Annotated in this window: 10 protein-coding genes; 5 read left to right on the top strand and 5 right to left on the bottom strand. The window is 71.9% G+C overall.

Annotation, left to right across the window (positions count from 1 at the left end; genetic code table 11):
• Window positions 1-473 precede the first annotated feature (473 nt).
• The gene (locus ACZ6JS_RS21655; protein WP_469300033.1) at window positions 474-1,160 is read right to left on the bottom strand and encodes a GNAT family N-acetyltransferase; all 687 of its coding nucleotides are present in this window, start codon (window positions 1,158-1,160) and stop codon (window positions 474-476) included.
• Between the two features lie 642 nt (window positions 1,161-1,802).
• On the opposite strand from ACZ6JS_RS21655, the gene ACZ6JS_RS21650 reads away from it, so the two are divergent.
• The 3 genes from ACZ6JS_RS21650 to ACZ6JS_RS21640 all read left to right on the top strand — a co-directional run bounded on the left by ACZ6JS_RS21650 (window position 1,803) and on the right by ACZ6JS_RS21640 (window position 4,416).
• The gene (locus tag ACZ6JS_RS21650) at window positions 1,803-2,213 is read left to right on the top strand and encodes a VOC family protein (protein WP_469300031.1); all 411 of its coding nucleotides are present in this window, start codon (window positions 1,803-1,805) and stop codon (window positions 2,211-2,213) included.
• A 53-nt stretch (window positions 2,214-2,266) separates the two neighbouring features.
• Window positions 2,267-2,944, top strand: coding sequence for a (2Fe-2S)-binding protein (locus tag ACZ6JS_RS21645; RefSeq protein WP_469300029.1), 678 nt, complete (start codon window positions 2,267-2,269; stop codon window positions 2,942-2,944).
• 80 nt (window positions 2,945-3,024) lie between these two features.
• A complete protein-coding gene (locus tag ACZ6JS_RS21640; RefSeq protein WP_469300028.1) occupies window positions 3,025-4,416 on the top strand; it encodes an alpha/beta hydrolase family protein in 1,392 nt (463 codons plus the stop codon).
• Window positions 4,417-4,498: 82 nt separating this feature from the next.
• Here the strand turns inward: ACZ6JS_RS21640 and ACZ6JS_RS21635 are convergent, their stop codons facing one another.
• Both ACZ6JS_RS21635 and ACZ6JS_RS21630 read right to left on the bottom strand, forming a co-directional pair.
• On the bottom strand, window positions 4,499-6,271 hold the full coding sequence (locus tag ACZ6JS_RS21635; protein WP_469300026.1) for a S8 family peptidase: 1,773 nt from the start codon (window positions 6,269-6,271) through the stop codon (window positions 4,499-4,501).
• Between the two features lie 278 nt (window positions 6,272-6,549).
• Window positions 6,550-7,944 (bottom strand): cation:dicarboxylate symporter family transporter, encoded by a 1,395-nt coding sequence (locus tag ACZ6JS_RS21630; protein WP_469300024.1) that lies wholly within the window; start codon window positions 7,942-7,944, stop codon window positions 6,550-6,552.
• Window positions 7,945-8,049: 105 nt separating this feature from the next.
• Here ACZ6JS_RS21630 and ACZ6JS_RS21625 point away from each other — a divergent pair, with 105 nt between their 5' ends.
• Window positions 8,050-9,678, top strand: coding sequence for a sensor histidine kinase (locus tag ACZ6JS_RS21625; RefSeq protein WP_469300022.1), 1,629 nt, complete (start codon window positions 8,050-8,052; stop codon window positions 9,676-9,678).
• A complete protein-coding gene (locus tag ACZ6JS_RS21620; RefSeq protein WP_469300021.1) occupies window positions 9,675-10,376 on the top strand; it encodes a response regulator in 702 nt (233 codons plus the stop codon). The genes ACZ6JS_RS21625 and ACZ6JS_RS21620 overlap by 4 nt, the downstream gene beginning before the upstream one ends.
• Here the strand turns inward: ACZ6JS_RS21620 and melC2 are convergent.
• Both melC2 and melC1 read right to left on the bottom strand, forming a co-directional pair.
• Window positions 10,334-11,179, bottom strand: a complete 846-nt coding sequence (gene melC2 / locus ACZ6JS_RS21615; RefSeq protein WP_469300019.1) for a tyrosinase MelC2 — start codon at window positions 11,177-11,179, stop codon at window positions 10,334-10,336. The two genes, ACZ6JS_RS21620 and melC2, sit on opposite strands and share 43 nt — an antisense overlap.
• Entirely contained in the window at window positions 11,176-11,565 is a 390-nt protein-coding gene (gene melC1 / locus ACZ6JS_RS21610; protein ID WP_469300018.1) for an apotyrosinase chaperone MelC1, read from the bottom strand. The genes melC2 and melC1 overlap by 4 nt, the downstream gene beginning before the upstream one ends.
• Window positions 11,566-11,765: the final 200 nt, after the last annotated feature.

The following is an 11,765-nucleotide window of genomic DNA, read 5'->3' as shown; positions in this document are numbered from 1 at the left end:
GTTCGCCGGGGTTGCGCACTTTCCCTTCTCTTGGGGTTTCCTGGGGCAGCCCATTGCACGGTGGTCGCAGGAGGTGCCGATCCGGGGACCGCCCATTCCTGCTCCGGCACACGCCGCCGGGTCGGGTGCCCCACGGCCGTGGGCCCGCTCGCCGTCCTGCGTGTCCGACCTGCGTACCGGCAGGTTCGGCGCCTCGCTCGGGGCTTCACGGTCCACAAGGGCGCAGACCGTACCGCAGCGCCGACGTGAACTTTGGGGTGTGGACTTCGCCGCCGCGAGCGGGCCTGCTACGCGGCCATGGTCATGGGCGGCCGGAGCCACCCGGCCCGCGGCGAAACAGCGGCGCCGCCCCGTACGCCGTACCGGCCGACGGGTGCGGGGCTCCGGTCCGGCCGACGGACTCGGCCCTCGCCCCGGCCTTCCTCGGATGGGGAACGCCGGGGCAGGACCGTTTTTCCGTTCTTCTGTCCGGCCTAGGCCGGGACCAGGGTCTTGCGGCGGCGCTTGCGCTGCGCCCCCGCCGACAGCCTCAGCTCGATGATCGACCGCACGGCCGGCCACTCCTCGTCGAGGATCGAGTAGAAGGCTGTACTGCGGACGGCGCCGTCCAGCCCCCGCGAATGAGCCCGGCGGACCCCCTCGCAAGTGAAGCCGAGACGTTCCATCGCAGCCCGCGACCGGCCGTTGCGGGCATCGGCGCGCAGTGAGATGCGCCGGACCCCCCAGGTCTCGAAGGCGTGGCGGAGCATGAGCAGCTTCGCCTCGGTGTTGATGCCGGTGCCCTGGGCTGTCGGGGACAGCCAGGTATTGCCGATCTCGGCGGCATCGGGGATCGCCGTCGCCGGATCGCCGAACGGGACGCCCGGCACGGCGGGCCACACCAGCGGCCCCTGCCAGTAGTCGAGTTCCAGGAACCGGGTCGAGCCGACCACGCGCCCGTCAGTGGCTCTGACGACGGCGAACGGGAGCGATCGACCCGCTGCCTGATCGGCGAGCGCGCGGTCGATGTACTCGTGTGACGCCTGCACACCGTGGGGTACGGGGGTGAAGGCGTAAGTCGTACGATCCTCGGCACCGGCCACGGCCAGGGCCTCGGTGTGGTGTGGTGCGAGGGGCTCGAGCCGCACGGTGCGGCCCGCGAGGTGTACGGGTACGGGCACGGAGCCTTCGGTCCTTCTGGGCGGTGGGGTGGTTGCACAGTCTGCGTCCATGACGTCGCCCCCCGTGCAAAACACGAGTGAAAGGCAACCGGCTGTCAGGTGAACGCGAGTGGCTCAATGTAGCCCCTCGAAGTCCTCTCTTGAAGCCCCAATTCGGCAATGGTGTGACGCTGGTTTTCGCCGACTCGGGTCCCCGCGCCGGAGCGCCCGTCATCCTGGTCCGCGGACGGCTCTTCCACCGCACGCCGCGGGTCCCCCGGACGGCCGCGCTCGCAGCCTCAGGACACCGTGCGATCATGCCTGACCTGCGAGGATGCGGAGACAGTCCGGTGCTGCCGGGCAAGGCGCTGCTCGCCGGTCCCGCGGACGATCACGCCGCCCTCCCGCCGCGGCCGGACATCGAACACGTGGTCGTGGGTGGAGTGTCCGCGGGCGCTCGGATCGCCATGGAGGTGCGACTGCGCCACCCGGGTCCCCGCCCGGCGAGGCCGGGCCGAGCGCCCGGCTGGGGAGCTGCCGGAGGCCTGCAACCGTGCGCTGCCGGAGTTCCCGGCCGGCCGCTGAGCCGGGCGGGCCCGCAGGGGCCCGCCGCAGGCCCCGGAGCCGTACAGTCGGGGGAAGATCACGAAGAGGAGGGTGCGCATGCTGCGCGGATTTGCCACGATCAACTTCTGGGCCGACGACCTGGAAGCGGCCAAGGCCTGGTACACCGAGGTGCTCGGGATCCCGCCGTACTTCGAGCGGCCCGGCTACGCGGAGTTCCGCATCGGCGACTACCAGCACGAGATCGGCATCGTCGACCGCCGCTACGCCCCGCCGGGCGCCGCCGAGGAGCCGGGCGGGGCGGTGGCCTACTGGGTCGTCGACGACCTTCCGGGGGCCCGTCGGCGGCTCCTGGAGCTGGGGGCCGAGGAGTACCAGCCCGTGACCGCGCACGGGGACGGCGGGTTCGTCACGGCGGCCGTCACCGACCCCTTCGGCAACGTGCTGGGGATCATGCGCAACCCGCACTACGTGGAGATCCTCGAAGGGGCGACGCCGGACCCGGCCTGACCGCCTGCGGTGACGTGAGCACGTCCATGTGCCGGCCTGAGATCATTCCCGGTATGGACGACGTACTGCGGCGACTGGCCGACGTGGGGCCCTTCTTCACCGCCGGTCACGGGCAGGATCCTCCCGGGCCCGGCTTCCTGCCGCTCACCGCGCTGTACGGCGGGCACCTCGGTCCGTACGTGGCCGAGGTGGGCCGCCGGATCGGCAGCGGGCCCGGAAGGGTGGCCGCCTCGACCGCCCAGTTCGGGATCGCCTCCCGGCTGTGGTCGATCGGGCTGGGGTGCGCGGCCCTGGCCGGGCGGGTGCCGGACCTGGCCGCCGACCGGGTGTGGTGGCGGCTGCCGGAGGCGGGTTCGCTCCAGCTCTGGCTGCCCGAGCCCGCCGGGCGGCCCGCAGAGGGCCTCGGGGAGTCGGTCCTGGGGCATCTGGCCCTGCTGGAGACGGCTCTGCGGGAGCGGTACGGCGTCTCCCCGACGGTCCTTCGGGGGAACGCCGCGGCCGGGCTGGTCGGCGCGCTGCGGGTGCTGATCGACCGGGTGCCGGGCGGCGTGGCCCCCGGACTGGTGCGCGGCCTGCTGGCCGCGGACGGCGCGCTCGCCGGCACCGGAACGTTCATCCACGAGGAGGGGCTCGGCGTGGCCTTCGTTCGGCGCAGTTGCTGCCTCTACTACCGGGTTCCGGGCGGCGGTCTGTGCGGCGACTGCGTCCTTCGCACCCGGGGGAGTCGCTGACCCGCCGGCGGGGCCCGTTCGGAGCAGGGGAGGGCGCGGCGCGGCGCAGGGGACGGGGGTCGCGCCGTAGCGTCCCCTGCATGACCGCAAGCACACCGCACCAGCCCGCCTCCCTCACCCGCCGCGCCGCCCTGACCGGATTGGCCGCGGGAGCCGGGGCGCTCGCCGTCGGGAGCACCGCCCGCACCGCGGCCGCCGTGCCCACACCGTCCGCGGCGGCGGAACCGGCGCCCGGAGCGATGAAGCTCTTCGCCGACCCCGGCTTCAACTTCGCGGGGCTGCTCGCGCTCGGAGCCGCCGGGATGCGCGCCTCCGAGGTCGGCGAGGTGCTCACCGCGGTCAACGCCATCAATGCGGCCGGCCTTTCGGAGCAGACGTACACCGACACCTTCCGCTCCTGGGGCGACAGGCTCGCCGCGCCGCCGGCCGCGGGCCGGGACGGCGGCGGGGCACCGTCGCAGACCCGTCGCTTCCGCTCCCTGCGGGCAGCCCAGTACTACGCCCAGGCGTTGTTCTACGTGCTGGGCACCGACCAGCCGGGGGACGAGGAGGCGGTGTACCGGGCGGGACGCAGGGCCTGGGACACCTTCGCGAGGCTCTGCACGCCGGCCGCCGTCACGGACCGGGTCCCGTGGGGCAGGACGCGCCTCCCGCTGTGGTTCTTCCGCCCGGACGGTCCCGCAGAGCGGCGCCCCACCGTCATCCTCACCAACGGCAGTGACGGCCAGAACGTGGACATGTGGACCTACGGCGTGTCCGCGGCCCTCGACCGCGGCTGGAACGCGCTCGTCTACGACGGCCCGGGACAGGGGCAGTTGCTGTTCGTGGAGGAGATCCCCTTCACCACCCGCTGGGAGACGGTGGTCAGCCCGATCGTCGACTGGCTGCTCCGGCGCGAGGACGTGGACGGGGACCGGATCGCCCTCACCGGCTTGAGCATGGGCGGCAACCTCGCCCCGCGCGCCGCCGCCTTCGAACACCGCCTCGCCGCCGTCGTCGCGCAACCCGGATGCCTCAGCCCGTGGCTCGGCTTCGACGAGGAACTGCGCGACATCGTCACGCCCGACAAGGCGGAGACCAACCGGGTGTGGAACGAGGACGTCGTTCCGGAACTGACCCCGCAGGAGGCATTCACCGTCAAGAAGCGTTTCGAGATCTTCGACCGGCAGGCGCTGCGCCAGGCGCGCGAGGGCACGGTCCTCACGGACCTGTGGACACCGGCCCAGGTGGCCATCGGGCTCGACATCACCAAGGTGGTCGGCCGGATCAAGGCCCCGACGCTCGTCCTGGACTACGACTTCGAGCAGTTCTACCCGGGCCAGCCGCGTGCGATGTACGAACTGCTGCGCACGCGGCGGGAGTACGTGAAACTGACGAAGGCCACCGGGGCGCAGTTGCACTGCTCCCCGATGGCCCCGCAGCAGCACTGCGAGATCGTCTTCGACTGGCTCGCCGACGTCCTCCAGCACTAGGACCTCTCTCCCGGATCCTGCCGGGCTCGCGACGCCGAGAGAAAAGCCCTGGTCGCCCTGTGTCCTATCGGTTCACGCGACCTCAGAAGGTGAGGTTCCAGGAGTCGATCCTGCCGGTGTCGCCGCCGGCGTTGTCGTTGACCCGGAGCTTCCAGGTGCCGTTCGCGACCTCGGAGGAGGCGTTGACGGTGTAGACCTGGTTGATGTTGTCGGTGCTGCCGCCCGAGCGGTTGTGGAGCGTGTAGACGGAGCCGTCCGGGGCGACCAGGTCGACCTTCAGGTCACCGATGTAGGTGTGGACGATGTTCACACCGACCTTGAGGGTGGCCGGGGCGTTGCCGGTCACGCCGCTGACGGCGATCGGGCTCTCCACGGTGGTGTTGTCACCGATGGCGAAGTCCGCCGCGTTCGCGAAGTACTTGCCGGGCGGCGGGGTGCTGCCGACGGCCTTGAGGGCGTCGACCTGGCCTTCGCCGAAGAAGCCGTTCTTCGCCGTGGTGCCCTTGCAGCGGCTGTCCGACGGGCAGGCGACGTCGTTGGCCTGGGTGGCCAGCTTGTCGCGCAGCTGCGCCGGGGTGATGCCGGGGTTGGTGCTGACCATCAGCGCCGCCACACCCGCGACGTGCGGCGAGGCCATCGAAGTGCCGCTCATGGAGCCGTACTTGCCGCCCGGCAGGGTGCTGTAGATGCCGGTGGCGTCTCCGCCGGGGGCCGTGACGTCGATGACGTTCAGGCCGTAGTTGGAGTACGAGGCCTTCGCGGTGGTGCCCATCGCCGAGACCGTGACCACGCCCGGCAGCTCGGTCGGGATGTCCAGGCAGGCGTTGGTGATGGTGCGGGTGACCGGTGTCGAGTCGTTCGGGCTCTCGGTGTCGGTCGTCTTGTTGGCCAGGTCCAGGTTGGAGTTGCCGGCCGCCGCGACCTGCAGCGAGCCCTTGCCCTCCGCGTACTCCTGGGCGCGCTTGACGCCCTCGATGATCGCGGCCTGGTCGGCGTTGTCCGGGCAGTTGAACTGCCACGGGTCCGTGTAGTAGCTGTTGTTGGTGACCTTGAAGCCGTGGTCGCCGGCCCACATGAAGCCGCAGATGGTGTTCTCGGCGAAGAACAGCGAGGAGTTCGGCTCGGCGATGCGCACCGAGGAGATCTTCACGCCGGGGGCCACGCCGATGACGCCCTTGCCGTTCTTGGCGGCGGCGACCGTGCCGGCCACGTGCGTGCCGTGGGTGCCGACGTCGCGCCAGGCGCCGGTACGGGTATCCGGCCTGCCGTACGCGCAGGACGCGGAGTCCGCGGCGTTGAAGTTCGGGGCCAGGTCCTGGTGCTGGTCGTCCACACCGGTGTCCAGGATGCCGACCTTGACGGAGGCGGAACCCGTGGTGACGGCCCAGGCCTGGTCGGCCTTGATCTGGGTCATGTCGGCGCGGACCGGCTCACCGGAAGGCGTCGTGGACTGCGCCGGGTTGGCCGGCAGCGCCGGGTTGTAGGCGTCCGCCGGCACGTCCGAGGTGCGGGTGGCGCCGACCTGCTGGACCCCGCTGACACCGCGCATGGTGGTGGCGAAGGACGCGGACGCGGAGTGGGCGGTGATGACGCCGATCGCGTCGTAGTACTGGAAGACCGTTCCCCCGTTGGCGGTGACCGCGTTGCGGACCGCCGTGGTGTCACCGGGGGCGGTGATCACGAGGTAGGCACGGGTGCCGGCAACCCAGGTCGCACTCTGGGAAGCCGGGGCCGCGGCCTTGGGCGCCGCCGCGGGAGCGGAGGCGGCGGAGCCGGACGGAGAGACCGGAGCGGTGCCGGCGAGTGCGGCGGGTGCCCCGAAGGCGAGGGCCGCACCGAGGGTGGCGGCCAGCACGAGGGTACGTCGAGGTCGGCTGGATATGTGGGGTATCAATGCGTCCTCCGTTGACCCGGTGGTCAGGCCGGGCCGTACGAAACAAGTGGTGGACGCAAGATGTCATGCACGCGGCCAGTTGCGGAAGTACCTTTTACAGCACGGGGGTTCGTTTATCGGTGGCGGAATACCGACTATGGGCGCAAGTGCGGAGAATGCGGCGGGCCGGCCGGGCTGGGCACCGTGGGGGCGAGCCCTGCCCGGCCGGCCCGGAGGGGCGGACCGGCGGGGGAGGAGTCCTAGACCGGTACGCCGTCCTTGGGGGTGTGCGCCGGGACCGGCGCGGCGGTCGCTGCCGGGGTCGCCTCCGGGGTCGTGTCCGGCTCGGCCGGCTGCGTCCCGTGCCCGTCGTCCACCAGGGTCTTCTCGTCGAACGGCAGGCGTCCCGCGAGGACTTCCGCGGCCCGGCCGCGGTCGAACTCCTTCGTCCACGTTCCGATGAGCACCGTCGCCACCGCGTTGCCCGCGAAGTTCGTCAGGGCCCGGGCCTCGCTCATGAACCGGTCGATGCCCACGATCAGGCCGACTCCGTCGACCAGTTCGGGCCGGTGCGACTGGAGGCCGCCGGCGAGGGTGGCCAGACCCGCGCCGGTCACCCCGGCGGCGCCCTTCGAGGCGATGATCATGAACAGCAGCAGGGAGATCTGCTCGCCCAGGGCCAGCGGCGTGCCCATCGCCTCGGCGACGAACAGCGAGGACATCGTGAGGTAGATCGCGGTTCCGTCCAGGTTGAAGGAGTACCCGGTCGGCACCGTGATGCCGGTGACCGGCCGCGAGACGCCCAGGTGCTCCATCTTCGCGATCAGCCGCGGCAGCGCCGACTCCGACGAGGAGGTCGACAGGATCAGCAGGAACTCCCGGCCCAGGTAGCGCAGCAGGGCGAAGACGCTGACCCCGGTGCACACGCGCAGCAGCGTGCCCAGCACCAGGAAGACGAAGACCAGGCAGGTCGTGTAGAAGCCGATCATGATGACGGCGAGGGACTTCAGGGCGTCGATGCCGGTCGCGCCGACCACCGCCGCGATCGCTCCGAAAGCGCCCACGGGAGCTGCCCACATGATCATCGCGAGCACCCGGAACACCAGCTTCTGCACGTGCCCGATGCCGCGCAGCACGGGTTCGCCCGCCGCGCCCATCGCCTGGAGCGCGAACCCGCACAGCAGCGCCACCAGCAGCGTCTGGAGCACCTCGCCGCCGGTGAAGGCGGAGACCAGCGTGGTCGGGATGATCCCCAGCAGGAACTCCGTGGTGCTCTCGGCCCCGCCCGCCTTGGCCTGCGCCTCGCCCGCGCTGCGCGCCGCCTCGGTCAGCTGCAGACCGCTGCCCGGTTCCAGGAGGTTGCCGACCAGGAGGCCGATGGCCAATGCCACCGTGGACATGACCATGAAGTAGCCGAGGGCCAGCCCGCCCACGGCGCCCACCTTGGCCGCCTTGCGCACGGAGCCGATGCCCAGCACGATCGTGCAGAAGATCACGGGCGAGATCATCATCTTGATGAGGTTCACGAAGCCCGTACCCAGCGGTTTGAGCTCCACGGCCACGCCGGGCGCGGCGAACCCGACCCCGATGCCGAGCAGCACCGCGGCGATCACCGCGATGTAGAGATAGTGCGTTCTGTCGCGCCTGGCGGCCACGATGCCTCCTGGTGGTGAAGTCGTCCGTGGAGACCATCGCCCAGGGCTGTGACCCCGGTCACCCTTGCGTTCATTGAGTTCACGAGCCGGTGCACACTGAGCGCCATGTTCCGCTTCCCTCGTCCGCCGCGCAGCCTCGCCGGCCAGCTCTTCGCCATGCAGGTGCTGCTCGTCGCCGTGGTCGTCGCGGGCTGCGCGGTCTTCGCCTACGCCACCGCCCGCGGCCAGGCCGAGGAGGCCGCCCGGCGCCAGGCCGGGGCCGTGGCCCGCGCGGTCGCGGACTCGCCCTCCGTGCGCGACGCCGTACGGGGAGCGGCGCGGGGCACCGACCCGTCGGTCGAGCTCCAGCCCTACGCGCAGAAGGTCCGTGTGGACTCCGGGGTCGACTTCGTGACGATCATGGCCCCGGACGGCAGGCGCTGGACCCACCCCGACCCGCGCCGGATCGGCGAGCCCTTCCTCGGCAACACCGCCCCGGCCCTGCGCGGCGAGACCTTCAGCGAGACCTACACCGGTACCCTCGGCCCCTCCATCCGCGTGGTCACCCCACTGGAGGACGGCGGCCGGATCGTCGGCCTGGTCAGCGCGGGGATCACCGTCCGCGCCATCAGCGACCGGCTCGGCGCCCAGCTCACCGCACTCGTCTGGGTCGCGGGGGGCGCGCTCGCCCTGGGCGGTGTGGGCACGTACGTCGTCAACGCGAGGCTGCGCCGCCACACTCACGGCATGAACGCGGCCGAGCTCAGCCGGATGTACGACTACCACCAGGCGGCCCTGCACGGGGTGCGCGAGGGACTGCTCATGCTCGACGGGCAGCGCAGGATCACCCTGATCAACGACGCCGGCCGCGAGCTGCTGGGCCTGCCGGGGGACGTCACCGGCCGCGGGGCCGCCGACCTGGGACTGCCGGCCCCCCTCACCGGTGCGCTGCTCGCCGACCGGCCCCGGGTGGACGAGGTGCACCTGACGGCGGACCGGGTCCTGGTGGTCAACAGCTCACCGGTCGCCGGCGGCGGCCGCCGCGGCACCGTGGTCACCCTGCGCGACCACACGGAACTGCAGGCGCTGACCGGCGAGCTGGACCACGAACGGGGCTTCACCCAGGCGCTGCGCTCCCAGGCCCACGAGGCGGCCAACCGGCTGCACACCGTGGTCTCCCTCATCGAGCTGGGCCGGGCGCAGGAGGCGGTGGACTTCGCCACCGCCGAACTGGAACTGGCCCAGGCCCTCACCGACGAGGTGGTCACCGCGGTGGGGGAGCCGGTACTGGTCGCGCTGCTGCTGGGCAAGGCCGCCCAGGCGCACGAACGAGGGGTCGAACTCGTCGTCACCGCCGACAGCCGCAGCCTCGCCGACCTGGGCGGACTGCCGTCGGCCCGTGACCTCGTCACCGTGCTGGGCAACCTCATAGACAACGCCGTCGACGCCGTGACGGCCGTACCGGGGGCGCGGATCGCGGTCACGCTGCGGCCCGAGCGGGAGGAGCTGCTGCTACGGGTCGCCGACAACGGGCCCGGCCTGCCGGAGGGCGTGGACGTGTTCCGCAGGGGCTGGTCCGGCAAGGGGGAGGGCCGCGGCCTCGGCCTCGCCCTCGTCGCCCAGGTCGCACAGCGCTACGGCGGCGCGGTGGTCGCCGCGCAGGGACCGGGCGGCGGTGCGGAGTTCACCGTACGGCTGCCCACGGCGCCCGAGCGGCCCGGGGACCGGGCCCCGGCCGCAGGGGGCCCGCGGTGAGCGGCACCGATGTGCGCGTGCTGGTGGTCGAGGACGACCAGGTCGCCGCCGACGCGCACGCGCTCTACGTCGACCGGGTACCCGGCTTCACCGCCGTCGGCGCCGTCCACTCGCTCGCCGAGGCCACCCGGGTGCTGGAGCGCACCCGGGTCGACCTCCTGCTCCTCGACCTCGGCCTGCCCGACGGGCACGGCCTGCGCTTCGCGCGCGGACTGCGGGCGGCCGGGCATCCGGTCGACGTGATCGTGGTGACGTCCGCCAGGGATCTGGCCGTGGTCCGCGAGAGCGTATCGCTCGGCGTGGTCCAGTACGTCCTGAAACCCTTCGCCTTCCCGACCCTGCGCGAACGGCTCCTGCGCTACGCGGAATTCCGCCAGGCGGCGGGCGAGGCGGCCGGCCAGGACGACGTCGACCGGGCGATGGCCGCCCTGCGCGCCCCCCGCCCGGCCGAGCTCCCCAAGGGGCTGAGCGCGCCGACCCTGGACCGGGTCGCCGCCCTGCTGCGGGCCGCGCCCGAGGGGCTGACCGCGGCGGCGGCGGCCGGGGCGGCCGGCATCTCCCGGATCACCGCCCGCCGTTACCTGGAGCACCTGGTGGACACCGGCCGCGCGGACCGGACCCCCCGGTACGGCCAGGTCGGCCGCCCCGAACTGCACTACCGCTGGCTGGCGGCGGCCGGTTCGGTGTCGAACGTGTAGAACTTCCGGTGGTCCAGCATGTCCGCCGGGGTCACGTTGTCCCACGGCCGCATGGTGTCGTTCAGGTCCACCACGTTCGTCGTGCCGGCGGCCGGCAGATACGTGGACTGCGGGTGCTTGGCCTGCCAGTCCGCCCACAGCTTGTCGATGAAGGCGTGGTGCATCCAGAACACCGGGTCGTTGGGGGAGACCCCGGTGGACATCTGTCCGCCGACCCACACGTGCACCCGGTTGTGCAGGTTGGCGCCGCGCCAGCCCTCCAGGTGGTTGCGGAAGCCGTTGGAGGAGCTGTTCCAGGGAGCCATGTCGTAGACCGGCATGGCGAGTACGGAGTCCACCTCGGCCCGGGTCGGCAGCTGGGCCACGCCCGTACCGAGAGCGCGCCGCAGGTACGGGCGGCCGTCCACGCGCACGTTTATGTTCCAGCGGCCGGTCGAGTAGGCGAAGGGGCCGTCGACGACCTGGCCGTCACGGGCCCGCCCGGTGCCGCCGAGGAAGTCCGGGGCCCAGAGGGAGGAACGGGTGGTGCGGTCGGCGGTCCAGTCCCAGTAGGGGAGCGCGACGCTCGCGTCCACTTTCTGCAGCGCCTCCTCGAACTCCAGCAGGAAGCGGCGGTGCCACGGCAGGAAGGAGGGGGAGCGGTGGCCGACGCGGTCGCCCGAGTCGGTGTCGCTCATGATGAAACCGTTGTGGGTGGTGACGAAGCGGTCGTAGCTGCCGTTGCGCTTGAGCTCCAGCAGCGCCGAGGTGAAGGCGCGCTTCTCGTCGGGCGTCAGCGTGGCCTGGTTCTTGCGGACGGTCATGCCGCACCTCCGAAGGGGACGAGGGGCGCGCCCTGGAGGTCGCGGACGGCGGCGCGGGCGAGCAGCTTGGGCTCGGCGAACGTCTCGTAGTGGTTGATCACGCTGATCCAGCTGCCGTCGGCGTTGCGCATGATGTGGAGTTCTCTGCCGTCTATCCGGACGGTGGGTTGACCGGGCGAGTGGTGGCCGCCGTGGTGGCCTCCGCCGCCCATGATGATCTGGATGCGGCGGCCCTGGTAGACCTCGTCGACCGTGCCCTGGGGTGTGGGCGCGGCGGGGGTCGCGGCGGCGCTCGTGGCGACGCTCGTTGCTGCGGCGGTCAGGCCGAGGACGGTGAGTGCACCGGCAGTTGTCCCCAGGGCCTGACGGCGGGTGATCTTGTTCATGCCGGAAGAGGTATCAGCGCTCGGGACGGGCTCTGCCGCTATCCGGACATCGATGGATAAGTTGCCGGTAGAACAAGTTGGATGATCTTCCCGTCTGGACCGGCTCCCGAGGTCAGGACGGGAAGATCTGCGGTAATGGGTATATCCGGCAGTAATTTCTGCGGTCGGGCCGGGGTCGTATGAACGGTGTCACACGGCAG

This window comes from Streptomyces sp. NPDC046349, from assembly GCF_055587885.1.
The sequence above is the reverse complement of the archived record's forward strand: the minus strand, read 5'-3'. Positions and strand labels throughout refer to the sequence as shown.

Excerpts from the sequence above, each read along its gene's own strand:
- ACZ6JS_RS21650 (WP_469300031.1), top strand. The coding sequence starts at position 1,803 with ATGCTGCGCGGATTTGCCACGATCAACTTCTGGGCCGACGACCTGGAA.
- ACZ6JS_RS21645 (WP_469300029.1), top strand. The coding sequence starts at position 2,267 with ATGGACGACGTACTGCGGCGACTGGCCGACGTGGGGCCCTTCTTCACC.
- ACZ6JS_RS21640 (WP_469300028.1), top strand. The coding sequence starts at position 3,025 with ATGACCGCAAGCACACCGCACCAGCCCGCCTCCCTCACCCGCCGCGCC.
- ACZ6JS_RS21625 (WP_469300022.1), top strand. The coding sequence starts at position 8,050 with ATGTTCCGCTTCCCTCGTCCGCCGCGCAGCCTCGCCGGCCAGCTCTTC.
- melC2 (WP_469300019.1), bottom strand. The coding sequence starts at position 11,179 with ATGACCGTCCGCAAGAACCAGGCCACGCTGACGCCCGACGAGAAGCGC.
- melC1 (WP_469300018.1), bottom strand. The coding sequence starts at position 11,565 with ATGAACAAGATCACCCGCCGTCAGGCCCTGGGGACAACTGCCGGTGCA.